This is a genomic window from Pseudomonas sp. FP2335, assembly GCF_030687535.1.
Taxonomy (GTDB): domain Bacteria; phylum Pseudomonadota; class Gammaproteobacteria; order Pseudomonadales; family Pseudomonadaceae; genus Aquipseudomonas.
Genome location: NZ_CP117437.1, coordinates 4,368,637 through 4,393,936, shown reverse-complemented (window position 1 = coordinate 4,393,936; position 25,300 = coordinate 4,368,637). Strand labels below are relative to the sequence as shown.

The following is a 25,300-nucleotide window of genomic DNA, read 5'->3' as shown; positions in this document are numbered from 1 at the left end:
CATGGCAGCAGCCGACGACGCGGATCTGCTTGAACGCCTGCTCAAGGGGGAGCAGCGGGCCTACAAGGAATTGGTCAGCACCTACCAGAGCGCCATGCGCGCGGTGGCCTATGCGATCGTCGGCCAGCGCCATGCCGATGAAATCGTGCAGGACGCTTGGCTCTCGGTGGTCCGCAACCTGTCCAGGTTCGAAGGGCGCTCCAGCCTCAAGACCTGGCTATTGACCATTACCGCCAACGCCGCCAAGGGACGCTACAAGCAGAACCGCCGTGAAGTGCTGCTCGACGACCTGCCATCACCCCATGGCACCATCGGCGATGACCGCTTCACCCCGGACGATGGCCACTGGGCCGTCGCCCCCTATGCCTGGCACCAGGACACCCCGGAAGCCTTGCTCACCGAAGGCGAACTGCGCGACTGCCTGGAGCACACCTTGTCGAGCCTGTCGCAGTTGCAGAGCAGCGTGCTGGTGCTGCGTGAGCGCCAGGGCCTGGAGTTGGAAGAGATCTGTAATCTTCTGACGCTCTCACTCTCCAATGTCCGTGTGCTGCTGCATCGGGCACGGCTTAAAGTCTTCGCCACGGTGGAGCATTTTGAGGAAACGGGCGAATGCTGACCTGTAAAGAACAAGTGGCGCGGTCCAGTGACTATCTTGATGGGCAATTGACCTTTCGCGAGCGTCTGCTGGTGCGTCATCACTTGATGTTCTGCCCGAACTGCCGACGGTTTATCCGCCAGATGCGTTTGATGCAGGCTACGCTGAAGCTGCTGCCGCAAGAGCCGGTAGGGGATGTGGATGCCTTGGCGCAGCAATTGGCTGCCGAGCGGCTCAAGGATCAGAAAGGCGGGGAATAGGCAGGCTCGCGTGGCGGGAGCGGACGGATGATGGGGACCGATCCGACCACGAGAGACTGTTGCAGCCACCTTGGGCCGTCCTGGCCCAAGGCTCGTAACACTGACTCTTAGAACTTGGCTTCTGCGTCCAGCTGCAGGGTGTTGGTGTTGGCGTCACGCTGGGTTCGGCTGGCGTAGTCGGCCTTGGTCAGGAAGTACGTGGCACCGAGTGCGAAGTTCTTGTCGATGTCATAGCTGACCTTCATTTTGTGACCGCGCGAACCCGTGGTGCCGTTGGCGAAGTCCGAGTCGGTGAAGGCACCCACTACAGCGTTACGTTGAGTGTCGCGGTAGTTGTAGTCCAGGTTGAAACCGAACACCTTGGACTTGGCGCCGATCAGCCAGGCGGTGTCCTGGTCGGTCACGGCGTCGTTGTTTTTCACGTACTGGCCGTAGAACGCCAGAGGCACTGCCAGGCCGCCGATGTCGGCTTGGGCGAAACCTTCATACAGGCGGAACTGGTTGTCGGCCGAGTTACCGTTGACCGCCAGTGCGCAAGGCGTGGTGGTGGTTGTGCAACGGCTGTCCTTGTCATTCTGGTAGGCGTAGACGCTGCCGCCCAGGGTCATTTTCAGGTTGTCGGTGACCGAGAAGCGCGTCCCCAGCTGGCCGGAGGTCAGGCGCAGGTCGTGGCGGAATTGCACGCCGTCGCCGTCGACGTTGTCCTTGAGGTTGTAGTTGCCGAGGCTGCCGAACAGCTCGGCGCTGCTGCCCAGTGGGTATTTGTAGGTGACTGCCAGGCCTTCTGGGTTGATGTCGCTATCCCAGATCACGTCGCCCATGTTGACCCACGGTTGCAGCATCTTGCCGCCGATCACGTGCAGGTTCTTGATCTGGTCCGGGTGGTAGTCAATGTAGCCGAGGTCCAGCCAGATCGACTTCTTGTCGAAGTAGTTGTCCTGATCCTGGTTGGTGGAGCGCGCGTCGTCGCTGCTACCTGTGGCAATGCGGATACCGGTGTCGACTTGCGAGTTGATCTCGGTGTAGGCGCCGAGGCGGGCACGGATGCGCTGGCGATCCTTGTCACGGCCGCCGTTGTTGGATTCACCCTGGATTTTCACGGTTTCCTGACGGAAACGTACGTCACCCTTGAACTGAGTCTTGGCCGCCCAGGCCAGCTTCTGGTCGAAGCTGCTCAGTTCGTTGGTTTTTTTCGCGGTGGCCGCGATCTGTTCGTTGGTCTCTTGTTGAGCTTGCCGTGCGATCTGCTGTTCTTTCTGATCCCGTGCCAGCTCAGCTTGCAGTTCGCTGTATTGGGCGTTGGTGATCTGGCCGTTGGCCTTGAGCATGTCGAGCAATTTAGCGTCGACTGCAGCGCTGGCCGGTACGCTCAGGGCCAGCAACAGGCCACCGCACAGGATCGCCGCAGTTTTAGTGGAAGCAAGACGCATATCAATCTCCGAAAGTGAGGAGGGATGGCAAACCATCCAGGACACAACCGACCAATGACGGACGGAAAAAATGCCGCCTGGTAGCACCAGGCGCTCTAAAAACAGGCGTCAGTATCGCGATCGTTTATGACGGCGCAGTGGCGAAGTGATGTCATCTAGATGACAAATTATTCATGCTGGGAACTATTGGTTTAGAGCCTTGTCCGGCGATTCGAGGGTGTGCGAAAGCCGCCGATAAGCGATACTCGCGAGGCTTTCACACCCCCAAGAAATGAGGATGCCGATGCCGCTGCAACGTCTGATCAGCCTGTCCGAAATCGCCCCACAGACCTGGGATGCACTCGTGGCGGACGCCCAGCCGTTTGTGCGGCACGCGTTCCTGAGTGCGCTGGAGGACAGTGGCAGTGTCGGCCCGCATTCGGGGTGGCAACCGGAGCATCTGCTGCACTGGGAAGGCGAGCGGCTGGTGGCGGCGCTGCCCTGCTATCGCAAGTGGCACTCCTATGGCGAGTACGTGTTTGACCATGGCTGGGCGGACGCCTGTGAACGGGCCGGTATCGAGTACTACCCCAAGTTGCTGACGGCCGTGCCGTTCAGCCCGGTCAGCGGGCCACGTTTGCTGGCAGCGAGTGCCGAGGACGGTTTCGAGCTGCTCAAGAGCCTGCCGGGCTATCTGGAAATCGAAGGGCTCTCCAGCGCCCACGTCAACTTCACCGACGATCTGGCCGATGCAGCGTTGGCGCAGCAACCGGGCTGGCTGCAGCGCCTGGGCTGTCAATTCCACTGGCAGAACCGTGGCTACCGCGACTTCCAGGACTTCCTCGACGCCCTCAGCTCGCGCAAGCGTAAACAGATGCGCAAGGAGCGTGAGCAAGTGGCCGGGCAGGGCATCGACTTCGAATGGCTGCAAGGCCATGAGCTGAGCGAGGCGCAGTGGGATTTTGTCTACGCCTGCTACGCCAACACCTACGCGGTGCGCCGCCAATCACCGTACCTGACCCGCGAGTTTTTCAGCCTGCTTGCCGAGCGCATGCCCGCAGCGATTCGCGTGGTGCTGGCCAAGCAAGGCACACGGCCGGTGGCCATGGCGTTCAGCCTGATCGGTGGCGACAGTTTCTACGGCCGTTACTGGGGCTGCCTGGCGGAATTCGACCGCCTGCATTTCGAAACCTGTTTCTACCAGGGCATGGACTACGCCATCGCCCACGGCGTGCAACGTTTCGATGCTGGCGCGCAGGGCGAGCACAAGTTGATTCGCGGGTTTGAGCCGGTGATCACGCGGTCGTGGCATTACTTGCGGCACGCGGGGTTGAAGACGGCCGTAGAGGATTTCCTGGAGCGTGAACGGGTAGGGATCGTGGCCTATGCCGAAGAGGCGCGAACCGCATTGCCATACCGCCAGCTATAACCATGTAGTGAGCGGGCTTGCCCCGCGCTGGGGGGCGAAGCCGCCCCAAATCCAGACGCCGCAGTCTTCCTGATACACCGCGGCGTACCGTTTGGGGCGGCTTCGCCCCCCAGCGCGGGGCAAGCCCGCTCACTACTAGGCAGGCTCTTCCTTGCCGAGCCATCGGTAGGTAAAACCGCCCACCACCGCCCCGAGGATCGGCGCGAGCCAGAACATCCACAATTGCTGGATCGCCCACCCGCCAACGATCAAGGCTGGCCCCGTACTGCGAGCGGGGTTGACCGAGGTGTTGGTCACGGGAATGGAGATCAGGTGGATCAGCGTCAAGGCCAGGCCGATGGCGATTGGCGCGAGGCCCTTCGGGGCGCGGTGGTCGGTGGCGCCGAGGATGATCAGCACGAACATCGCGGTCATCACCACCTCGGTGACAAATCCCGCCGCCATCGAATAACCGCCGGGCGAATGCTCGCCATAACCGTTCGACGCCAGGCCCGAGGCCAGTTCGAAGCCGGGTTTGCCACTGGCAATGAAGTACAACAATGCGGCGGCAACCGTGCCGCCGACGACCTGGGCGACGATGTACGCCGGCAACTCCCTGGCCGGAAACCTCCCGCCCACGACCAGCCCCACCGACACCGCTGGGTTGAGGTGACAACCGCTGATATGTCCGATGGCAAACGCCATGGTCAGCACCGTCAACCCGAACGCCAGGGACACCCCCAGCAAACCAATCCCGACTGCCGGGAACGCTGCGGCCAATACCGCACTCCCGCAACCGCCCAACACCAGCCAAAACGTACCCAACCCCTCAGTGATTGAACGTTTGAACAAAGACATGCAGCACGTCCTTGATAGATCGCTCTACCGAATCAGTAAAACAGTGATGCTCCCTGCATTGACTACAGCGCCCGTCTGGGCACTGCGTTGATTACAGCAGGGTTGTGGCACAAATCCAGTGCCCAAATGGGGAAAGGCCCCATGAAACATGGCGCCTGGCACTGATCAAATGTGGGAGCGGGCTTGCTCGCGAATGCGGTGTGTCAGTCACAGTTGTTTTGACTGACACACCGCATTCGCGAGCAAGCCCGCTCCCACACAAGCCCGCTCCCACAGGTTGAACTGTGTTTGAGCGGTAGATTATTAGTCGATGCCGACAAAGCCGCCGGTCTGGTGCTGCCACAGCCGCGCATACAGCCCGCCATGGGCCAGCAACTCGGCATGGCTGCCCGTCTCGGCGATCTGGCCTTTCTCCAGCACCACCAGGCGGTCCATCCGCGCAATGGTGGACAGGCGGTGGGCAATCGCGATCACGGTCTTGCCCTGCATCAGGGTTTCCAGGCTTTCCTGGATCGCCGCTTCCACTTCCGAGTCCAGTGCCGAGGTCGCTTCGTCCATGATCAGGATCGGCGCGTCCTTGAGCAGCACGCGGGCAATCGCGATGCGCTGGCGCTGCCCACCGGAGAGTTTCACCCCGCGTTCGCCCACATGGGCATCCAGCCCGGTGCGGCCTTCGGAGTCCGACAGCAACGGGATGAACTCATCGGCACGCGCCTTGTGCACCGCCGCCCAGAGTTCTTCGTCGGTGGCGTCCGGCTTGCCGTACAGCAAGTTGTCGCGGATCGAACGGTGCAGCAACGAGGTGTCCTGGGTGATCATGCCGATCTGCGCACGCAGGGATTCTTGGGCCACGTCGGCGATGTTCTGTCCGTCGATCAGGATGCGCCCGCCTTGCAGGTCATACAGGCGCAGCAGCAGGTTGACCAGGGTCGACTTGCCCGCGCCGGACGGGCCGATCAGGCCGATTTTCTCGCCGGCCTTGATCTCCAGGTTCAGCCCGCCAATGATCCCGCTCTTCTTGCCGTAGTGGAAATCCACGTGCTCGAAGCGCACTTCGCCGTGGGGCACCGTCAGGCGCGGGGCGTGCTCGCGGTCGATCACCGCCAGCGGCTGGGCGATGGTTTTCAAACCGTCCTGCACCATGCCGATGTTTTCGAAAATGCCGTTGACCACCCACATGATCCAACCGGACATGTTGACGATACGGATCACCAGGCCGGTGGCCAGCGCGATGGCGCCCACCGAGATCAGCGACTGCGTCCACAACCACAAGGCCAGGCCGGTGGTGGTGACGATCAGCAGGCCGTTCATGGTGGTGATCACGATATCCATGCTGGTGACGACACGGCTGGCCAGTTGGGTCTTTTCGGTCTGCTCGATGATCGCTTCCTTGGCGTACTGCTGCTCGTATTGGGTATGGGCGAACAGTTTCAAGGTGGTGATGTTGGTGTAGCCGTCGACGATGCGGCCCATCAACTTGGAGCGCGCCTCGGAGGAAATCACCGAGCGTTCCTTCACCCGTGGCACGAAGTAACGCAGCGCCAGGCTGTAGCAGATGATCCAGGTCACCAGTGGGATCATCAGGCGCCAGTCGGCCTCGGCAAACAGCACCAGGGAACTGATGGCGTAGATCGCCACGTGCCAGATCGCGTCCACGGCGGCCACGGCGGAGTCGCGCAGGGAGTTGCCGGTTTGCATGATGCGCTGGGCGATGCGCCCGGCGAAGTCGTTCTGGAAGAAATTCAGGCTCTGCTTGAGCACGTAGCTGTGGTTCTGCCAGCGGATCAGGCTGGTCATGCCGGGGCTGATTGTCTGGTGCACCAGCAGGTCATGCAGGGCGCCGAAGATCGGGCGCAGCAGCAGGGCGACCACGGCCATCCAGATCAGCTCGGTGCTGTGCACCTGGAAGAAATTCGCGGGCGGTGTGCCCTGGGCCAGGTCGATGATGCGGCTCAGGTAGCTGAACAGCGCGACTTCGATCAGCGCACCGATCAGGCCCACCACCAGCAAGGCGGCGAAATGCGGCCAGACCTGGCGCAGGTAATAGAGGTAGAAGGGCAGGACTTTATCGGGTGGGGCGTCGCTGGGTGCGTCGCGGAAAATATCGATCAGTTGTTCAAAACGACGATAGAGCATTAGGTATGACGCCCGCAGGGCGGGCTCTCCTTTCAAATGCGCGCGCGGCCTTGTGGGCCACGCGCGGAACCTCCTGCGGACCTCAGTCGATGCGCTTGGCCGACTTGATCAGGACAGGATCGATTGGCACGTTCTGCATGCCCTGCTTGGTGGTGGTCTGGGAGTTGACGATGACATCGACCACGTCCATGCCCTTGACCACCTTGGCGAACACCGCGTAACCGGCGTCACGGCCCGGGTCGAGGAACGCATTGTCGGCAACGTTGATGAAGAACTGGCTGGTGGCCGAGTTCGGGTCGTTGGTGCGGGCCATGGACAAGGTGCCGCGCACGTTATGCAGGCCGTTGCTGGCTTCGTTGCGGATCGGCGCTTCGGTCGGCTTTTGCGACATCTGCGGGGTGAACCCGCCGCCCTGGATCATGAAACCCGGGATCACGCGGTGGAAAATCGTGTTGGTGTAGAAACCCTTGTCCACGTAGGCCAGGAAGTTCTTGGTACTGATCGGCGCCTTGACCGGGTCCAGTTCGATTTCGATGTTGCCGTTGGTGGTGATGATTTCGACGCGGGGCGCCTTGGCAGCCTCGGCCGCCATCAAGTTGGCAGCGAATAGAACGGAACCGGCAAAGAAGGCGATTTTTTTCAGCATGGGTCAGTGATCCTGGGTAGTGGTTTCGACTGTCTTTAGAAAATCAAGCAAGGTAGCGTTAAAGACTTCGGGTTGATCCAGCGGCGTGGCATGGCGGGAATCTTCGATCACCACCAGTCGCGCATCGGGCAGCAGTTTTACATAGTTTTGTTTCTGCGCCACGGGGGTGTAGTCGTGGTCGGCGCTGATGACCAGCGTAGGACAGGTAATTCGGGAAAGATGTTCCTGCACCCCCCAGCCCACAATTGCATCGAAGCTGGCGAGATAAGCACGTTTGTCGTTTTTTGCCCAGCGTTCGGCCATCTTGCGACGCAGGCCGGCCTGCGCCGGTTTGGGGAACAACCGCTCGCCCAACGCCTTGCCGATCGTGGCCAGGCTCAGCAACCGCGCCAGGCTCCAGCGCTTGGCCCATTGCCAGTAATCGTCGGCGCTGCGAACTTTCACTTCGGGCGCGCTGTTGACGATGCACAGGCTCTTGAGCAGGGCCGGTTCGTCCACCGCCAGTTGGAAGGCGATCATGCCGCCCATGGACAAGCCCACCACGTGGGCCGGTGGTAGGCTCAGGTGCTCGAACAAGGCAATCAGGTCGTCAGTGAAACCCCGGATGCTGTAGCGCTCACGGGGTTTATCCGAGCGGCCATGACCTCGCACGTCTACCACGATCAGGCGGTAATGCCTGGCCAGCACTGGAATCTGCAATTCCCAATCCTGGCTGCTGGAGCCCAGGCCGTGGATCAGGATCAGTGGGGTGCCGTGGCCGTATTCCTCGTAGTGCAGGCTGCATCCCTCGTGGTCGAACCAGGCCATGGGTGAACTCCGTTTCAGGCTTGCTGGGGGGCGGCGAAAGGTGCGTCCAACGGGGCGGTGTCAAAGGTCCGCAGCAGTTCCACGAGGATCTGCGTCGCGGGCCCCAGGGGTTTGTCCTTGTTCGAGTAGAGGTAGAACGTGGGGTGACGGCTGCCGCCCTGTTCCAAGGGTAGCTGCTTGAGCACGCCTTCGGTGAGTTCGCGTTCGATCATGTGCCGGGGCAACCAGGCAAAGCCCAGGCCGCTGCCCACGAATGATGCGGCGGTGGCCAGGCTGCCGACGGTCCAGCGCTGCTCGGCGCCGAGCCAGCCTACATCGCGCGGTTGCTGGCGGCCGGAGTCGCGGATCACCACCTGCATCTGGCTTTCCAGGTCCTGGAAGCTCAGTTCGCGGTTCATGCGGTGCAGGGCGTGTTCGGGGTGGGCCACGGCGACAAATTCCACGTCGCTCATTTCCGTGCCCAGGTAACCGGGAATACTGAACCCGCAGATCGCCAGATCGGCCACGCCTTCGATCAACAACTCTTCCACGCCGGACAGCACCTCCTCGCGCAGGCGCACGCGGCAGCCACGGCTCTGCGGCATAAAGGCCGAGAGGGCGCGCACCAGGCGTGCATTCGGGTAGGCGGCGTCTACCACCAGGCGCACTTCGGCTTCCCAGCCCTGTTCCATATGGTGGGCGAGGTCTTCCAGCTGGCTGGCATTCTTCACCAGTTGCCGCGAGCGGCGTAACAGCACTTCGCCGGCGTCGGTGAGCACGGCCTTGCGCCCGTCGATGCGCAACAGCGGCACGCCAAGTTGGTCTTGCATGCGGGCCACGGTGTAGCTCACCGAGGACTGCGAACGGTGCAGCGCTTCAGCCGCCTGAGCGAAGCCGCCGTGGTCGACCACGGCCTGCAGCGTGCGCCATTGATCGAGGGTAACGCGGGGCGCTTTCAAGATGGGTTCCTCTTGTCCTAAGCTGGCGGTCCTTATTGGAGACCACCGAATGAGAAAATTCTGTTGTGTGTTGCTGGCGCTGCTGCCGCTGAGCGCGTTTGCCTATTCCATCGACGTGACGAAAAAGATCGACGGCGTGAGCATTGATTACACCGCCTCCGATGTGGACGGTGACATCAGTTCGATCCGCCTGAATAACTACGGCACCAACGATGCAGTGTGTTCGGTAACCTTCACCAACGGCCCGGAAGCGCCACGCAATCGCAAGGTCACGGTGCCGGCAGGTAAAAGCACCAACACCACCGTCAAGTTCAACCGCGCCATCATCAAGATGCGCATTGCCCTGGCTTGCAGCCCGAAATAACCCGACAGCGGAGCATCTCCAGAGGAATACTCCGCTTATAAACAAATTTATAGATGGGTTATAGCAGTTTTTTGCGCTTTTTTATCGAATTGGCTCTGTTTAATCTCCACTCCATCGACTTACAGCATTTACAGATGGAGCCTACGCAGCCATGTCCAACGTTCTGATCATCGAAAGCAGCGCCCGCCAGCAAGGCTCGATCTCCCGCCAGCTGACCCAGCAGTTCATCAGCCAATGGCAGGCCGCCCACCCGGCGGACCGGATCACCGTCCGTGACGTGGCCCTCAACCCGCTGCCACACCTGGATGCCGACCTGCTGGGCGGTTGGATGAAACCTGCAGATCAGCGTAGCGCCAGCGAACAGGCCAGCCTCGACCGCTCCAACGCATTGACCGACGAATTACTCGCCGCCGACGTGCTGGTGATGGCCGCGCCGATGTACAACTTCGCCATCCCCAGCACCCTCAAGGCCTGGCTGGACCACGTGCTGCGCGCCGGTGTGACGTTCAAATACACCGCCACCGGCCCGCAGGGCTTGCTCACTGGCAAGCGCGCCATCGTGTTGACCGCCCGCGGCGGCATCCACATCGGCGCCACGTCGGATCACCAGGAACCGTACCTGCGCCAGGTCATGGGCTTTATCGGCATCCACGACGTGACGTTCATTCATGCCGAAGGCGTGAACCTGAGCGGTGACTTCCAGGAAAAGGGCATCAACCACGCCAAGGCGCTGTTGGCACAGGTCGCCTGATCCTTTAATCGTCAGATAATCGCGCGGTGTTTATCTAGTGCCACGCAAACCCTTCAAGTACGCGTAATGAACCTCCCTTTGCACTTTTTGCTCCTGAGTGCTCCTGCCCGACTGCCGCTTTAGCGAGGTCGGGTTTTTTTTGCCCTGAGTTTCGTCAAGCGCCGAAAACCTTTAATGTCCCGCCCATTCGAAGCGAGGCGCGCATGGGCTATCTACTGGTTGTCACCCTGATTCAGGCATTTTCCTTCAGCTTGATCGGCGAGTACCTCGCCGGTCACGTCGACAGCTACTTCGCCGTGCTGGTGCGCGTGTTGCTGGCCGGCCTGGTGTTTATCCCGCTGACCCGCTGGCGTTCGGTGGAACCGGGGTTCATGCGCGGCATGCTGGTGATTGGCGCGCTGCAATTTGGCGTGACCTACGTGTGCCTGTACCTGAGCTTTCGCGTGCTCACGGTGCCGGAGGTGCTGCTGTTCACCATTCTCACGCCGTTGCACGTGACCCTGATCGAAGACGCCCTCAACCGCCGCTTCAACCCCTGGGCGCTGGTCGCCGCACTGGTGGCGGTGGCGGGCGCGGCGGTGATTCGCTTCGACCAGATCACCCCGCACTTCCTGGGTGGCTTCCTGCTGCTGCAACTGGCCAACTTCACCTATGCCGCCGGGCAGGTGATGTACAAGCATCTGGTCCAGCGCTACCCGAGCGACCTGCCGCATTACCGGCGTTTCGGTTTCTTCTATGTGGGCGCATTGCTGGTGGTGTTGCCGGCGTTCCTGTTGTTCGGCAAGGCCAACTTCCTGCCCGATGCACCGTTGCAATGGGGCGTGCTGGTATTCCTGGGGTTGGTCAGCACGGCACTGGGCATGTACTGGTGGAACAAGGGCGCCTGCCTGGTACAGGGTGGCACGTTGGCGGTGATGAACAACCTGCATGTGCCGGTGGGGTTGCTGCTGAATTTGCTGATCTGGAACCAGCATGAGCCGCTGGGGCGCTTGGCGTTGGGCGGGTTGGTGATTTTGGGGGCGGTGTGGATCAGTCGGTTGGGGGTTGAGCGCCGCGTATCTTCGGTTTGAGTTGGGCGGATTGATATTTTTCGCTTCCCGATGGACGCCAGCGCAATGCTGGCTAAGCTCACCGGTGTAGGTATCCAACCCAACGGATCATCACCGTGAGTAAGGTTTGAGAAGCCGACCCAACGGGTCGGTCCCTTCTTTGAAGTACTTGTCGTATCAGCGTGATTGAGCGCCTGAGGCCTTTTTTATCCTTGAGATGAAAGGTGTACATAATGGCTGCTTGTTTCTCACGTTTGCGCGCCCTCAGCGCTGCTTCCATCGGCAGTGCTTCAGCTGTTTTCCTCGTCCTGTCTTTTTTCCTGACCTTTGCGGCGCCTGCTTTGGCACAGGACGAGGGTGGGTTCGAGAGGGAATTTGCGAAGGATCGCCTGGTTGACTCGTTCAACAGCTTTCAAGCGCATCAGGACGCCGCGGCTTGGTTATCAAACGCTGCGCGGATGGGAAGCGCGGCATTGGAAAACCAAGCAGCGGTGAGACTGAAACGCGGTGGCGGTGAAAACCAGCAAACCATAGAACCAGATCCCATCGGGTCACCGATTGTGAACGGAGCCCCTCAGCACCAGCCGATCAACCGAGGCAGAGTGATGGGCTGTGGCAGCTCGGTCGGCGAACTGCGTGGCCTGGTGCCACTGCCACGGGACCGCAAATATGCGGTCACCCTGGTGGCGTTGGACCGTGGTTGCCTGGACGATTCCGGCAGCGCGCCGAATGTGCCCAACCCTGAAATCCCCAAGCGTTCAGTGGTGGTAATGGCTTATCAGGGGCGTGCGTTTTGTACTGGGATGCTTCTGGACGAGCGCACATTGATGACGGCGCGCCACTGCTTTATCCGGCAAACGGATGGAAAGGTACGCGACGAGTTCCGCTCTGCATTGCCCTCGACTATCACCATTCAAAGTGTGGATCTCAAGCGCAGGGTAGTGGTTTCGAACGCGGATATAGAGCGGTTGCAAGTGTTCAAGCGCTTTGACATCGACCAGGACCCGGTACGTGTCCCAGCCCTGACATTACGAGAGCCTGGCGCTGAAGCACTGCCTGAAGCCTTATACAAGACGCCGCAAGCAGAACAGCTGTTATGGATCGGTGGCCCCTTTGCGCTGCTCGATGAAGCGTTGGCCATGCTTGAGCCCTCGCGCAGCGTGGCTACGGGCACGGCTCGCCCCAGTTGGCTAGACGCTTTCCGTTGGAGTGCCGCCGACGCCGCACAGTGCAGGGTGCAGGCCGTCGGCCCGGCCTGTATCTACCACACGTGCCAGACATCCAAGGGTTTCAGCGGTAGCCCGATGATTCTCTCCGCTTATGAAAAAGCCAACGGGCAAGGCGCCGTTATCGAGTATGTAGGCGTCCATTCTGGAACCCCGGGTTTTGACGAAGATGAAGGTTGGCCGGCCTGTGCTGAATCCAGCGGGAGCTTTGATGGCTCGATGTATTCGGCATTCAACGTTGGAAAAAATGGAGGTCTCTAAAATGCTGAAGACAATCTGGATTGTGTTCTTGAGTTGCCTGGCTGCTGGGTGCGGATACTTTGATGTCAAACCCCGAGACTCTGAACAAGGGACCGTCATTGCCAGGGCGTTTTTCAGCAACAGTGCGTGCAGTGCATCCGGCGGGGTGAGCGAGAGTGCATTGGGGGTCAAGGCATTGACGTTCGGCGTGGACAAAGTCAGTGAATGGGTCGTGGGTTACCTGACCGATGCGGTGGCGCAAGCGGCAAAGGCCGATAGAGAGACGGTGACTATCATCGGGCAAAACCCGGACTATCTGTTCGGCGTGCAGGGAGAGACGGTGAGGATGCGGGGTTGTCTGTATGTCGTCGTGGCGCCACGTGTGAAGAAAGGTGAGTTCTGTCCGCAAACAGCAGGTAAGAGTCAGGGCAACTGGTACAACCCTGTCAACTGCAAGAGCGGCGTGGCGATAGAAATGGTGGATAAGTGGAAGGAATGGAGCCTGGGCACGCCGACGTTCTTCGCACAGATCTCATTTAAAGTGCCCAAAGGCGGCCCGGCCTCGACGGTCATCCCACAGGTCTACAAGATTTATTACCCCAAGCCCGTGACCACCATGAACGAAGATAAGGTCAAGGGCTTTTCAATCCTGGTCTCGGCCTCCAAGCCCGGCATGTCGACTCAATCAACGGGGGATAAGGTCATGGAGGTGTTCATCGGCGGAGATGGGGTTACGCCGAAAACCGTGAGCACTGACAACTCGCTGCAAACCAGTGGGCTATGGGTCAACCTGCCGGCCCAGGAAGGGGAAAAGGGTGAAAGCTATGCCGGCCCTGTGAACTTGACCGTGACAGTCGCTGAAACCCCACACCCAACGGTTTGGTTGCAAACCATCGCTGATTTTGTCGCGACGCAAAAACAGCCCGCCACCGACTGGTTGCGCGCACAAGTCGACCCCGTGGCGAAGGCCGCTGCCGCCAATGCTGAAGAAGTGGCCGCGGCAACGCTGCGTAAAAGCGCACATGAGTCGTGCTCGGCCTTTTCGACTCAGGTGGAAAAGCTCTCTGAGTCGGCAGAGGAACTTTCGCGCAATGCGTATGCGAACTATGAGGAGCGCCAGCGCGCCTTGAGCGCTTTTGCCATTGGCTGCGACGACGCCAACCTGGCAGGTTCCGCTGCCACCCAGGCCTGGGAAAAAGCCGGCCTGAAGGGCGCAGTGTGCCTGCGTGATCAAGCGCCCAAGCACCAGATCAAGGCGTTGTGCGCGTCGCGGTGAGCCTGCGCTGGCAAATCCCCCACTGACCCTGTGGGAGCGGGCTTGCCCGCGATGGGGGAGTGTCAGTTTGTGAATCTTTCGACTGATACACCGCCATCGCGGGCAAGCCCGCTCCCACAAATGGTTGGTAGTGCTAGGCAGATTTGTTTTCCAACGGTGGTAAATGACTGGCACCGAGCAGGGCCGGCAGCATCCCAGCGCGCAAGTCATTGCCACTCGGCTGCTGATACAGGCTCAAGCCAAACTCCGGCAACACCGCCAGCAGATAGTCAAAAATGTCCCCCTGGATCCGCTCGTAATCCGCCCACGCCGTGGTGCGCGTGAAGCAGTAGATCTCCAGCGGCACACCCTGGGCGGTGGTTTGCATCTGGCGCACCATGCAGGTCATGTTCGGCTGGATGTCCGGGTGGCTTTTCAGATAGGCCAGGGCGTAGGCGCGAAAGGTGCCGAGGTTGGTCATGCGCCGCCGGTTGGCCGACAGTTGCGCACTGTGGCCCTGGGCTTCGTTCCACGCCTTGAGCTCGGCCTGCTTGCGCCCGATGTAGTCGGTGAGCAGGTGCACCTGGGTCATGCGTACCTCTTCATCGTCGCGCAGGAAGCGCACGCCGCTGGCGTCGATAAACAGGCTGCGCTTGATCCGTCGCCCGCCCGAGGCCTGCATGCCGCGCCAGTTCTTGAACGACTCGGACATCAGGCGCCAGGTGGGGATGGAGACGATGGTCTTGTCGAAGTTCTGCACCTTGACCGTGTGCAGGGTGATGTCCACCACATCGCCATCGGCGCCGACCTGGGGCATTTCGATCCAGTCGCCGACCCGCAGCATGTCGTTGCTGGTCAGTTGCACGCTGGCGACGAACGACAGCAGGGTGTCCTTGTACACCAACAGGATCACGGCCGACATGGCGCCAAGACCCGACAGCAGCAATAGCGGCGAACGGTCGATCAGGGTGGCGACGATGATGATCGCGCCAAATACATACAGGACCATTTTCGCCAGCTGCACGTAGCCCTTGATCGAGCGAGTGCGCGCATGCTCGGTGCGCGCGTAGATGTCCAGCAGGGCGTTGAGCAGGGCGCTCATGGCCAGCGTCAGGAACAGGATGCTGATCGCCAGGGCCACGTTACCGATGAACAGGATCGCTGTCTTGCTCAGGTCGGGCACCAGGTACAGGCCGAACTGGATCACCAGTGATGGCGTCATTTGCGCCAGGCGGTGGAAGACTTTGTTGTGCCGCAGGTCATTGAGCCAGTGCAGGGCCGGTTGCCGGCCGAGCAACTTGATGGTGTGCAGGATCAGGTAGCGCGCCATCCGTCCGAGCAACAGCGCCACCACCAGCAACACCAGGAGGCCGAGGCTGGCGTGCAGCAACGGGTGTTCATCGAGGGCGCCCCAAAGGTCTTGGACGTTGAGCCAGAGCTGTTTTATATCCATGGGTGAAACCGATTCTTCTGTGGGACAAGACGGGGCGATTAGAGCATTGAAGTGCTACAAAGTTGGCCTCTTGGACAAAAGTCCTGACAAAAAAGCGGCTGATTAGCACCGTTCGCGTAAAGAAACTCGGTTTGGACGCCCGAAACCGTTACCCTATGCAGCTGATATTTTGTATTTCTTCGAGGTAGCACCCGTGTTTTCCCAATTCGCCCTGCACGAACGCCTGCTCAAAGCCGTGGCCGAGCTTAAATTTGTCGAGCCAACGCCTGTGCAAGCAGCGGCCATCCCGCTCGCGCTCGAAGGGCGTGACCTGCGGGTGACAGCTCAAACCGGCAGCGGCAAGACCGCGGCTTTTGTCCTGCCGGTGTTGAACCGCTTGATCGGCCCGGCCAAGGTCCGCGTGAGCATCAAGACCCTGATCCTGCTGCCGACCCGTGAGCTGGCCCAGCAGACCCTGAAGGAAGTGGAGCGCTTCTCGCAGTTCACCTTCATCAAGTCCGGCATCATTACCGGCGGCGAAGACTTCAAGGTGCAGGCCGCCATGCTGCGCAAGGTGCCGGACATCCTGATCGGCACCCCGGGCCGCATGATCGAGCAACTCAACGCCGGCAACCTTGACCTCAAGGAAGTCGAAGTACTGGTGCTGGACGAAGCCGACCGCATGCTCGACATGGGCTTTGCCGACGACGTGCAGCGTCTGGTGGGCGAGTGCGTCAACCGCCAGCAGACCATGCTGTTCTCCGCCACCACCGGCGGTTCGACCCTGCGCGACATGGTCGCCAAGGTGCTGAACAACCCTGAGCACTTGCAGGTCAACAACGTCAGCGACCTGAACGCGACCACGCGCCAGCAGATCGTCACCGCCGACCACAACGTGCACAAAGAGCAGATCCTCAACTGGCTGTTGGCCAACGAGACCTATCAGAAGGCCATCGTGTTCACCAACACCCGCGCTGCCGCCGACCGCATCTACGGTCGCCTGGTTGCCCAGGATTACAAGGCGTTCGTGCTGCACGGCGAGAAAGACCAGAAGGACCGCAAGCTGGCCATCGACCGCCTCAAGGCCGGCGGCGTGAAGATCCTCGTGGCCACCGACGTTGCCGCACGCGGCCTGGACGTTGACGGCCTGGACCTGGTGATCAACTTCGACATGCCCCGCAGCGGCGACGAATACGTGCACCGTATCGGTCGTACCGGGCGTGCCGGCAACGATGGCCTGGCCATCTCGCTGATCTGCCACGGCGACTGGAACCTGATGTCGAGCATCGAGCGCTACCTCAAGCAGTCGTTCGAGCGCCGTACCATCAAGGAAGTCAAAGGCACCTACACCGGGCCGAAGAAGGTCAAGGCGTCGGGCAAGGCCGTTGGCGTGAAGAAGAAAAAGACCGACGCCAAGGGTGACAAAAAGAAAACCGGCGCCAAGTCGCCGACCAAGCGCAAGATCGCCAACCGGCCGAAGACCGACAACCTGTCGCTCGTCAGCAAGGACGGCATGGCCCCGCTCAAGCGCCGCAAGCCAGAAGCACCGGCTGCCGAGTAAGGCAGGGGTGATGTGAAAGAACCGGACGATTGTCCGGTTTTTTTATGTCCGCCGGTTATGCAGCTTCGTCGGCTGGACTGAACGGCGCTTAGCGAGGCCTGTCCACCGCGTATCGGGCCACTTTTCCGTCGGCCTGCAGGAGGAATAGGGATGACGACTTACAACTGGGATCTGATCGAACGCCTGTTGCATGAAGTACAGAACGGCGAAGGCAGCTTCGCGCCGCGCAAATACGCTGAACAAGAGGCCGCCGAGAAGGCTACGGCAGGCGAGTCCACCGGCAATCTGGATGCGTTGAAAAAGACTGCTGCGGATTATGAAGCGCTGTTGTTCAAGCGCGGCTTTATTGAATCGCGGCCTGAGGAGGAGGGCGGCAACGGCGAGAACTTCATTCTCACCCCGCTGGGTGCCCAATTGCTGGCGCTGATCGACAGCTCGATTCCGGGCAACGACCACCCGCGCCAGGTGTTGGATGAGCAGGTCGACGCGCTGGACCCGGCGACATTTGCCGAGGTGGCCGCAAAAGCCCAGATCGCCTGAGGCCCTTCACGTCCCGGTGCCCGCTGTGGCGCCGGGCGAACCTGTCAGATCAGTAATCTGGCGCTAAGGTGGCTGACAGCCATCCCTGCCTAATCTGCGGCCATTCAACTGACGGACTTGAATCGGCATGCACTTCACCCCCTCACGACGCACCTTTGTCAAAGGCCTCGCCGCCGGCGGCTTGCTTGGCGGGCTCGGGCTCTGGCGCAGCCCGGTCTGGGCCCTCACCAGTCCCGGCCAGCCTACTGTGCTGGCGGGCACCGAGTTTGAGTTGTTCATCGACCAGACCCCGGTCAACCTCACCGGCCGCAACCGCACCGCGCTGACCATCAATGGCAGCCTGCCCGGCCCGTTGCTGCGCTGGCGCGAAGGCGACACCGTGACCCTGCGCGTGAAAAACCGCCTGGCCGAGCCGACCTCGATCCACTGGCACGGCATCTTGCTGCCTTCGACCATGGACGGCGTGCCTGGCCTGAGCTTCAAGGGCATCGAGCCGGGCGGGGTGTTTGTCTACCAGTTCACCCTCAAGCAGCACGGCACCTACTGGTATCACAGCCATTCCGGGTTCCAGGAACAGCAGGGCGTGTATGGCCCGCTGGTGATCGATCCCCGTGAACCCGAGCCGTTCACGGTGCAGCGTGACTATGTGGTGATGCTCTCGGATTGGACCGACGAAGATCCCGTCGCCCTGATGAAAACCCTCAAGAAGCAGTCCGATTACTACAACCTGCACAAACCCACCGTCGGCGATTTTGTCCGCGATGTGGGGGCGCAGGGCTGGAAGGCCACGGCCGCCGACCGCCTGATGTGGGCGCAGATGAAGATGAACCCCACGGACCTGGCCGACGTCAGCGGCGAGACCTACACCTACCTGCTCAACGGCCAGCCGCCCGAGCGCAACTGGACCGGGTTGTTCGAGGCGGGCGAGACGGTTCGCCTGCGCTTTATCAACGGCTCGGCCATGAGCTACTTCGATGTGCGCATCCCAGGGCTGAAAATGACCGTGATTGCCGCCGATGGCCAATCGGTAACGCCGGTCAGGGTTGATGAGTTTCGCATTGCCGTCGCCGAGACGTTCGACGTGCTGGTCGAGCCTACGGCGCAGGCTTACACGGTGTTTGCGCAGTCGATGGACCGCAGCGGTTTCGCCCGCGGCACGCTGGCCCGCCAGGCTGGCGCCACGGCGCCAGTGCCGACGCTGGAGCCGCGTCCCTGGATCACCATGGACGACATGGGCATGGGTGGCATGGACCACGGCGCCATGGCCGATATGCCGCAGATGGCCGGCATGGACCACAGTGCCATGGCGATGCAGAGCCATCCGGCCAGCGAAGGCAACAACCCGCTGGTGGACATGCAGGCCATGAACCCGCTGCCCAAGCTCGACGACCCCGGCATCGGCCTGCGCAACAACGGCCGGCGCGTGCTGACCTACGCCGACCTGCGCAGCACCTTCGAAGACCCCGACGGCCGCGATCCCAGCCGCACGATCGAGTTGCATCTGACCGGGCACATGGAGAAGTTCGCCTGGTCGTTCAATGGCGTGAAATTTTCCGATGCCGAGCCTCTGGCATTGACCTACGGCGAGCGGGTGCGGCTGGTGTTGGTCAACGACACCATGATGAGCCATCCGATCCACCTGCACGGCCTGTGGAGCGACCTGGAGGACGAGAACGGCCAGTTCCAGGTGCGCAAACACACCATCGACATGCCGCCGGGGTCGCGGCGCAGCTACCGCGTGACGGCAGATGCGCTGGGCCGATGGGCTTATCACTGCCACCTGCTGTACCACATGGAGATGGGCATGTTTCGTGAGGTGCGCGTGCATGAATAAGCATGTGAATAGAAGTGCCTGGATGGCCTCTGGGTTCATCGCACTGACGTTTGGCCCGCTGGCGTTGGCGGACGAGTTTCAGGGCATGAGCCCTGCCTCCCCGGCTCTCACCGAGAGCCGCACGCCGATCCCGCCGTTGACCGACGCAGACCGCGCGGCGGTGTACAACGCGCCGGGCGGGCACATGGTGCACGACAGCGCCGTGCATTCGATGTTGCTGGTCAACCAGTTGGAATGGCAGGGCGGCGAGGGTGACGGTGCGCTGAACTGGGACATCAAGGGTTGGGTCGGCGGTGACATCGACCGCCTGTGGTTGCGTAGCGAGGGTGAGCGCAGTGCCGGGCGCACGGAAAGTGCCGAGGCCCAGGCCCTGTGGGGGCATGCCATCAGCCCGTGGTGGGACTTGGTCGGCGGCGTACGCCAGGATTTCAAACCCGGCGACGGCCAAACCTGGGCCGCCTTTGGCGTGCAGGGCATGGCGCTGTACGGCTTCGAGGCCGAAGCGACGCTGTTTGTCGGTGAATCCGGCCACACCGCCGCACGCCTGGAAGGTGACTACGACATTCTGCTGAGCAACCGGCTGATCCTGCAGCCCACCGCCGAACTCAATATGTATGGACGCAACGATCCGCAGCGCGGCGTCGGCTCGGGGCTGTCGGACAGCGAGCTGGGCCTGAGGCTGCGCTACGAAGTGCGACGTGAATTCGCGCCCTACGTGGGCGTCACCTGGAACCGCCGCTATGGCCAGACCGCGCAATACACCCGGGAAGACGGCGAGGACGTCAGCCAACTGCGCTGGGTCGTCGGCGTGCGCCTGTGGTTCTGACGTTTCACTATTCTTATAACTCGCCGCCATGAGCGGCTTGGAGCCTTGCATGTCGATGTTGAAAACGCTGTTGGTGGGCGCTGTGCTGTCGGTCGGATGGGGCGCCAGTTTTACGCTCTCGGCGCACCCTAAACTGTTGTCCTCCATCCCCGCGGACGGTGCCCAGGGCGTTGCGCCGGTGGTGATAGAGCTGCACTTCTCGGAAAACCTGCTGACGCAGTTTTCCGGGGCCAAGCTGAGCATGACTGCAATGCCCGGCATGGCCCATGCGCCGATGCCGGTCAAAGCCAGTGTCGCGGCCAGTAGCGACCCGAAGGTGATGTTGATCAAGCCCGCTTCGCTGTTGGCGCCCGGCAGCTACCGGGTGGACTGGCGTGCGGTGTCGTCGGATACGCATCCGATCCTCGGTAACGTGGCGTTCAGCGTCCAGCCATGAGTGAAATGATCCCGGTGTTGTTGCGGTTTGTGCTGTACCTGGACTTGATGCTGGTGTTTGGCCTGGGTTTGTTTGGCCTCTACGCAAGGCACTGCCGGTTGGATGTGAGGCGGCTGCTGCGGTGGATGGCGAGCCTGGGAGTGCTGCTGTCGGTGCTGTCGATGGTGTCCATGACCCAAGCCATGAGTGGTGCCGAGGACTGGCAAACGCTGTGGCCGCATGTGCAGATGATGCTGGCGCACACCGAACTGGGATGGACGTGGTGCCTGCGTCTTGTGGCGCTGGTCGTGGTGCTGCTCAACCCCCGGCTGGCCACGTTGTGCGGCGGCGTCGCACTGGTGACGCTGGCATGGGCCGGGCATGGGGTGATGCACGAGGGCGCGCTGGGGGTGTGGCATTTGATCAGCGACATTGCGCATTTGCTGGCGGCGGCGGGTTGGGTCGGCGCGTTGGCTGCGTTCGGGCTGTTGTTGATGAGCCCGTCGTTACCCGGCGCGCCGCATGTCGAGGCGTTGGCGCAGGCGTTGGTGGGCTTCGAGCGGGTCGGCATGGGGTTTGTCGCGGTGCTGATCGTGACGGGCGTGACCAATTACCTGCTGGTGGTCGGGCTGAATCCGGACGGGCTCAGCGAGGGGCTTTATGCACTGTTGTTGGGCCTCAAGTTGGCGGTGTTCGGCTTGATGCTGGGGTTGGCGGCGCTCAATCGCTTTCATCTGACGCCATGGTTGCAGCGGTCCCTGACCTCAGGCGACAACGCGACGGCGACCCGGGCGTTGCGCCGCAGCATCGCGGTGGAGTTTGGCGCCGTGGTGTTGATCCTCGGGTTGGTCGCCTGGCTGGGCACCTTGGCGCCGGATTAACCTTTTGCGCTTTGCAGGCATTTGAGTGCCTGCAAGTCGCTGCGCACCTTGGCGATTTTCTGGGTGAGTTTCTGGCGTTGTTGCACCGTGGTCTCGGCCATCACGTCGACAATCAGGCTGCGGGCCTCGGCCTCCGTTTGTGCGTAAGCGGCACTGTATTGCGGGGTCCACAGGCTTTCGCGGTCCACCAGCAGTTGCTCGATCTTCGGCGCGAAGCCGGCGCTGTGGCGTTGCCTCACGGCGGCGCTGAACTGCGCCTGCCACTGGGCGCGGTTGCCGATCCAGGCCTGGTTCTGTTCGCCCAGCGCGCTGGACCAGGCGCTGACGCGCGCCTGCTGGCTGGCACTGAGCGGGCCGATCCAGGCATCCAGGCGTTTGTTCATGCGCTCGGCACGGTCCTTGATTTGCTCGGCCAGTGGCGGTTTGAGGTACTCGTCCTGGCGTTTGCGCAGGTCCTTGGCCAGGGCCGCGTTCATGTCCCGCACCTGCTGGTCGTCCAGGCCTTGCAGCAACTCGATGGCCGACGGGGTGATCTGCCGCGCGATTTGAGTGATGGCCTGCTTGGCTTCGGCGGTTCGCGCTTGCAGCGCGGCATCGCTGACCTGATGGTTGTCGGCCATCTGTTGCAGGCGGTCGAGCCAGTCGAGGTAGCCCGGCAGTTGTGTGCTGCAGTGCCAGGCCAGGTGCTCCTTGAGGGTGTCGTTGAACCAGCTCTTCTGCCCGGCATTCATGTCCAGGTAGTCGTTGAGGGTCCAGGGGATGATCACATCGAGGTTGCGGTAGGCCAGGCCGACGCGATTGCAGCCGGCCAGCACCAGGCTTAGGGTCAGCAGCACCGTCAGGAGTTTGAGCCGTTGCAGCATGGGCGGGTCCTTTCGCGCGAGGGATTGAGGTATGTGAACTCGCATGGGATGCAACAGTTCAGCCCATCAATAAAACGACCGCACCGCCTTCAACGTCAACAGGCCATCGCATTGCGAGTTGTGTCCGGAGTAGGCCGAGCAATTGCTGCCGCTGAGGCTGGAGTCGCTGTAGATCAGGTTCAGGTCAACGCCCATCCACTGTCGGGAGAATTGCACCGACCAATCACTGAAGCTGCTGATGGAGCCACCGTCGACGGTGGCCGGGGTGCCCAACTGATGAGTGGTGTATTTCAGGCTGACGCCGATGCCGAACGGTTGGGTGCCACTGAGGTCGGCGAACAGGGTGCTGTCCTGGCGGTCCGGGTCGTTGCTGAAGGAGGCGCCGAAGCGATTGCCCAGCAGGTTCAGGCCGCCGTAGAACTCCTGGCTGTCGAGGGGGCTTAGCTTGGGATAGCTGTAGTGGATCAGGCCGACTTCGTAGCCCAGGGTCTGGTCGAACGGGTGCTTGAAGCCCATGTAGGAGTCGACTTCGAGGGTGCTGTCTGGCGACAGGCCCATGCTGGGGGAGAATTGGCCGAAGTACAGGCCGCTGTCGTGGCTCAGGTCGAGGCCGCCGTGGAATGAGTCGCTGCCCGGAGACGTCGGCTTGACCAGACCCTGGGCCATGCTGCGGCTGGGTGTGGTGCCCAATTTCAGGTCGAAGTCGCCCAATTCGCGCTGAAAGATCTGCGCTTGGGCGAGGGGGCTGGCTGCCAGGGCAGTGAGCAGGAAAATGCACGCTTTGAACATGCTTCACTCCATGAAAAGCGAGGAGCAGTAACCGGGGAAAAATCGGGCAGATGCCCGTGCTAGACGTGTGCAAGCATACCGGCGAATGCGCGGGGTTGAGCCCCGTTCGTCGATTGACGCAATGTTGGATGTGTCGGGAGGGTGCTTCGGGCTCTAGTCCTAGCGCCTTGATGGCAAGGCGCTTAGGGACCAGGTGTGTTGCGCGGTATTACTTTTTACCCAGGCTGATCTGCTTGGACGGGCCGAAAGTCTGGCCGCTCACGCCCTTGGCAATTTGCTGGATTTCGCCACCGGACTTGAGGAATGCAGCAATCTGGCTGTTGATCGATTCGCTGGTTTCAACGGCGGGAGCTGGCTTTGCTTTGCTGTTGGATGCTTTTACGCGCATGGCGGCCACTAACCTGTAGAAAATTAACTTGGCCAGGCATCGTACAGGAAATACTTGACAATTGCTTGGTAAATATCCTCCGGGAATAAGTGCTGCGCCAGGAAATAAGCAAAGTTTATCCTTGAAATAAGCCCCTAACTTACTGTTTTAACTCGAAACCATTGGGTGGTGAGTGGCATGTGCGCCAGTGAAATTCAGCGCAATGATCAGACGAGCGGGGCGCTGCCACCACCGCGCCACGCCAGCCCTCGATTTTTCAGGCGCGCGCGCGTGGCGGGCACAACTCGGGTAGAATGCCGCCCACGTAACGAGGGTATTGGAAATGGCTTTAGTCGGGCGCTACAACAGCTTGCAAGTGGTTAAACACACTAACTTTGGTTTGTACCTGGATGGTGCGCAAGACGGTGAAATCCTCTTGCCTAATCGGTATATCCCCAAAGATATTCCCAGTGAAGATGAAGATTGGCTGAACGTTTTCATTTATCTGGACAGCGATGACAAACTTATCGCCACCACTGAAAAACCGAAAGTTCAAGTGGGCGAATTTGCCAGTTTGAAAGTCGTCGAAGTCAACAGTATCGGCGTCTTCCTCGATTGGGGTTTGCCCAAGGATCTGTTGCTGCCGTATTCGGAAGAAAAGCGCCAGATGACCGCCGGTGAATATTGCGTGGTGCACGTCTACCTCGACAAACACACCAAGCGCATCACCGCCACTGCACGCCTGGATCGCTACCTGGACAAGACGCCAGCCAACTACGAGGTGGGCCAGGAAGTCAATCTGCTGGTGGCCGAAGCCACCGACATGGGCTTCAAGGCGATCATCAACAACAAGCACTGGGGCCTGATCCACAAGAACGAAGTGTTCAAGTTCCTGCGTCCGGGCAAGGAAGAGAAAGGCTTTATCAAAGAGATCCGCGCCGATGGCAACATCAGCCTGAGCCTGCAACCGGTGGGCCAGGAAGCGGCCTCCAGCCTGAACTCCAAGATCCTCGCCAAGTTGCGTGAAAACAACGGCACCTTGCCGGTCAGCGACAAAAGCGACCCGGCGGTGATCAGCAACTTGTTCGGCGTGAGCAAGGGCAACTTCAAGAAGGCTATCGGTGCCCTCTACAAGCAGGGCCAGATCGTGATTCATGCGGATCGCATTGAACTAAGCTGATCGACGTTCCTCTTTGTATGAAAGGGCTTGTGGTGGCGAGGGAGGTGGTGCCCTCGCCACGACAGGCTGTCTTCTGCCAGAGGTGTGTCATGTCCAAAAAATCAGTATTCGCCTACCTCGGCACCTTGCTCGCGTTCCTGGTGCTTGACGGCCTCTGGCTCGGCGTCCTCATGGGCCCGACCTACAAATCCCTGCTGGGCCCGCTGATGCTTGATCAGCCACGTTTAGTGCCCGCAGTACTCTTCTATCTCCTGTATGTCCTCGGCTGCGTGGTGTTTGTCGTCTTGCCCAGCGCGAGTTGGCAGCGTGCGGCGCGTCTGGGGGCCTTGTTGGGCCTGGTCGCCTACGGCACTTATGACCTGAGCAACTGGGCCACGCTGCACGGCTGGTCTGGCGGGTTGGCGCTGATGGACATGGCCTGGGGCACCTGCCTGACGGCGGCATGCTGCACGCTTGGGTATTTGTGTGCAGATCGGGTGCGCCAGTGATTGTGTACAGGATTTTTGTGCACCGTTGCTGAGCGAAGTCCCCGCATCCCATCATTGGTCAAGCTGTTTGGGGCGTGATTCGGTAGGGATTGTGTGCCATTGGCACGCATTCTGCTGACTGCTTCGTATACAAACCATGCCGCCTACCGTATGCACAGTGCTACGGCAGCGCAGGCCGGTAT

Annotated in this window: 26 protein-coding genes; 16 read left to right on the top strand and 10 right to left on the bottom strand. The window is 61.0% G+C overall.

Annotated features, from left to right (window positions below; translation table 11 throughout):
- Position 1: 1 nt before the first annotated feature.
- Both PSH81_RS19690 and PSH81_RS19685 read left to right on the top strand, forming a co-directional pair.
- Positions 2–616 carry an RNA polymerase sigma factor gene (locus PSH81_RS19690; protein WP_226454940.1) on the top strand — a complete coding sequence of 205 codons (615 nt, stop codon included), beginning with the start codon at positions 2–4 and terminating at the stop codon, positions 614–616.
- Positions 610–855: an anti-sigma factor gene (locus PSH81_RS19685; RefSeq protein WP_192297102.1), complete on the top strand. Its 246-nt coding sequence runs from the start codon at positions 610–612 to the stop codon at positions 853–855. The genes PSH81_RS19690 and PSH81_RS19685 overlap by 7 nt, the downstream gene beginning before the upstream one ends.
- A gap of 107 nt (positions 856–962) precedes the next feature.
- Here the strand turns inward: PSH81_RS19685 and PSH81_RS19680 are convergent, their stop codons facing one another.
- The gene (locus PSH81_RS19680; RefSeq protein ID WP_192297101.1) at positions 963–2,285 is read right to left on the bottom strand and encodes a putative porin; all 1,323 of its coding nucleotides are present in this window, start codon (positions 2,283–2,285) and stop codon (positions 963–965) included.
- A 283-nt stretch (positions 2,286–2,568) separates the two neighbouring features.
- Between PSH81_RS19680 and PSH81_RS19675 the strand changes: the two genes are divergently transcribed.
- Entirely contained in the window at positions 2,569–3,693 is a 1,125-nt protein-coding gene (locus PSH81_RS19675; protein ID WP_305391329.1) for a GNAT family N-acetyltransferase, read from the top strand.
- Positions 3,694–3,828: 135 nt separating this feature from the next.
- Here the strand turns inward: PSH81_RS19675 and aqpZ are convergent, their stop codons facing one another.
- The 5 genes from aqpZ to PSH81_RS19650 all read right to left on the bottom strand — a co-directional run bounded on the left by aqpZ (position 3,829) and on the right by PSH81_RS19650 (position 9,057).
- Entirely contained in the window at positions 3,829–4,530 is a 702-nt protein-coding gene (gene aqpZ / locus PSH81_RS19670; protein ID WP_226454942.1) for an aquaporin Z, read from the bottom strand.
- Between the two features lie 303 nt (positions 4,531–4,833).
- A complete protein-coding gene (locus tag PSH81_RS19665; RefSeq protein ID WP_226454943.1) occupies positions 4,834–6,666 on the bottom strand; it encodes an ABC transporter ATP-binding protein in 1,833 nt (610 codons plus the stop codon).
- A gap of 82 nt (positions 6,667–6,748) precedes the next feature.
- Complete coding sequence (locus tag PSH81_RS19660; RefSeq protein WP_226454944.1) at positions 6,749–7,312, bottom strand: peptidylprolyl isomerase; 564 nt, start codon at positions 7,310–7,312, stop codon at positions 6,749–6,751.
- A 3-nt stretch (positions 7,313–7,315) separates the two neighbouring features.
- Complete coding sequence (locus tag PSH81_RS19655; RefSeq protein WP_226454945.1) at positions 7,316–8,119, bottom strand: alpha/beta fold hydrolase; 804 nt, start codon at positions 8,117–8,119, stop codon at positions 7,316–7,318.
- A 14-nt stretch (positions 8,120–8,133) separates the two neighbouring features.
- Positions 8,134–9,057: a LysR family transcriptional regulator gene (locus tag PSH81_RS19650; protein ID WP_192297095.1), complete on the bottom strand. Its 924-nt coding sequence runs from the start codon at positions 9,055–9,057 to the stop codon at positions 8,134–8,136.
- Between the two features lie 49 nt (positions 9,058–9,106).
- On the opposite strand from PSH81_RS19650, the gene PSH81_RS19645 reads away from it, so the two are divergent.
- The 5 genes from PSH81_RS19645 (at position 9,107) to PSH81_RS19625 (ending at position 13,963) form a co-directional block, all read left to right on the top strand.
- Positions 9,107–9,421, top strand: a complete 315-nt coding sequence (locus PSH81_RS19645; RefSeq protein WP_192297094.1) for a 3-phosphoglycerate kinase — start codon at positions 9,107–9,109, stop codon at positions 9,419–9,421.
- Positions 9,422–9,572: 151 nt separating this feature from the next.
- Positions 9,573–10,172, top strand: a complete 600-nt coding sequence (locus PSH81_RS19640; protein ID WP_305391328.1) for an FMN-dependent NADH-azoreductase — start codon at positions 9,573–9,575, stop codon at positions 10,170–10,172.
- Positions 10,173–10,375: 203 nt separating this feature from the next.
- Entirely contained in the window at positions 10,376–11,242 is an 867-nt protein-coding gene (locus PSH81_RS19635; protein WP_305391327.1) for a carboxylate/amino acid/amine transporter, read from the top strand.
- A gap of 212 nt (positions 11,243–11,454) precedes the next feature.
- Positions 11,455–12,708, top strand: coding sequence for a trypsin-like serine protease (locus PSH81_RS19630; RefSeq protein ID WP_305391326.1), 1,254 nt, complete (start codon positions 11,455–11,457; stop codon positions 12,706–12,708).
- Position 12,709: 1 nt separating this feature from the next.
- Positions 12,710–13,963 carry a hypothetical protein gene (locus PSH81_RS19625; protein WP_305391325.1) on the top strand — a complete coding sequence of 418 codons (1,254 nt, stop codon included), beginning with the start codon at positions 12,710–12,712 and terminating at the stop codon, positions 13,961–13,963.
- A 133-nt stretch (positions 13,964–14,096) separates the two neighbouring features.
- On the opposite strand, the gene PSH81_RS19620 is transcribed toward PSH81_RS19625, so the two are convergent.
- Positions 14,097–15,395: a mechanosensitive ion channel family protein gene (locus tag PSH81_RS19620; RefSeq protein WP_305391324.1), complete on the bottom strand. Its 1,299-nt coding sequence runs from the start codon at positions 15,393–15,395 to the stop codon at positions 14,097–14,099.
- Positions 15,396–15,588: 193 nt separating this feature from the next.
- Here PSH81_RS19620 and PSH81_RS19615 point away from each other — a divergent pair, with 193 nt between their 5' ends.
- The 6 genes from PSH81_RS19615 to copD all read left to right on the top strand — a co-directional run bounded on the left by PSH81_RS19615 (position 15,589) and on the right by copD (position 21,431).
- Positions 15,589–16,935 carry a DEAD/DEAH box helicase gene (locus tag PSH81_RS19615; protein WP_135288619.1) on the top strand — a complete coding sequence of 449 codons (1,347 nt, stop codon included), beginning with the start codon at positions 15,589–15,591 and terminating at the stop codon, positions 16,933–16,935.
- A gap of 150 nt (positions 16,936–17,085) precedes the next feature.
- Positions 17,086–17,475 (top strand): transcriptional regulator, encoded by a 390-nt coding sequence (locus PSH81_RS19610; protein ID WP_226454951.1) that lies wholly within the window; start codon positions 17,086–17,088, stop codon positions 17,473–17,475.
- A gap of 127 nt (positions 17,476–17,602) precedes the next feature.
- Positions 17,603–19,309 (top strand): copper resistance system multicopper oxidase, encoded by a 1,707-nt coding sequence (locus tag PSH81_RS19605; RefSeq protein ID WP_226454952.1) that lies wholly within the window; start codon positions 17,603–17,605, stop codon positions 19,307–19,309.
- A 22-nt stretch (positions 19,310–19,331) separates the two neighbouring features.
- On the top strand, positions 19,332–20,135 hold the full coding sequence (locus PSH81_RS19600) for a copper resistance protein B (protein ID WP_305392796.1): 804 nt from the start codon (positions 19,332–19,334) through the stop codon (positions 20,133–20,135).
- A gap of 49 nt (positions 20,136–20,184) precedes the next feature.
- A complete protein-coding gene (copC, locus tag PSH81_RS19595; RefSeq protein ID WP_226454953.1) occupies positions 20,185–20,571 on the top strand; it encodes a copper homeostasis periplasmic binding protein CopC in 387 nt (128 codons plus the stop codon).
- Complete coding sequence (gene copD / locus PSH81_RS19590; RefSeq protein ID WP_226454954.1) at positions 20,568–21,431, top strand: copper homeostasis membrane protein CopD; 864 nt, start codon at positions 20,568–20,570, stop codon at positions 21,429–21,431. Before copC ends, copD begins: the two co-directional genes overlap by 4 nt.
- On the opposite strand, the gene PSH81_RS19585 is transcribed toward copD, so the two are convergent.
- From PSH81_RS19585 to PSH81_RS19575, 3 genes are all read right to left on the bottom strand, one after another.
- On the bottom strand, positions 21,428–22,294 hold the full coding sequence (locus PSH81_RS19585; RefSeq protein ID WP_226454955.1) for a DUF6279 family lipoprotein: 867 nt from the start codon (positions 22,292–22,294) through the stop codon (positions 21,428–21,430). The genes copD and PSH81_RS19585 overlap by 4 nt on opposite strands.
- A 66-nt stretch (positions 22,295–22,360) precedes the next feature.
- Entirely contained in the window at positions 22,361–23,083 is a 723-nt protein-coding gene (locus PSH81_RS19580; protein WP_305391323.1) for a TorF family putative porin, read from the bottom strand.
- 208 nt (positions 23,084–23,291) lie between these two features.
- On the bottom strand, positions 23,292–23,471 hold the full coding sequence (locus tag PSH81_RS19575; RefSeq protein WP_003193095.1) for a hypothetical protein: 180 nt from the start codon (positions 23,469–23,471) through the stop codon (positions 23,292–23,294).
- A gap of 322 nt (positions 23,472–23,793) precedes the next feature.
- On the opposite strand from PSH81_RS19575, the gene PSH81_RS19570 reads away from it, so the two are divergent.
- Together PSH81_RS19570 and PSH81_RS19565 are read left to right on the top strand one after the other, a co-directional pair.
- Positions 23,794–24,630 carry a S1 RNA-binding domain-containing protein gene (locus tag PSH81_RS19570; protein WP_192297081.1) on the top strand — a complete coding sequence of 279 codons (837 nt, stop codon included), beginning with the start codon at positions 23,794–23,796 and terminating at the stop codon, positions 24,628–24,630.
- 89 nt (positions 24,631–24,719) lie between these two features.
- Positions 24,720–25,118, top strand: a complete 399-nt coding sequence (locus PSH81_RS19565; RefSeq protein ID WP_192297080.1) for a DUF2177 family protein — start codon at positions 24,720–24,722, stop codon at positions 25,116–25,118.
- The last annotated feature ends 182 nt before the right edge of the window (positions 25,119–25,300 follow it).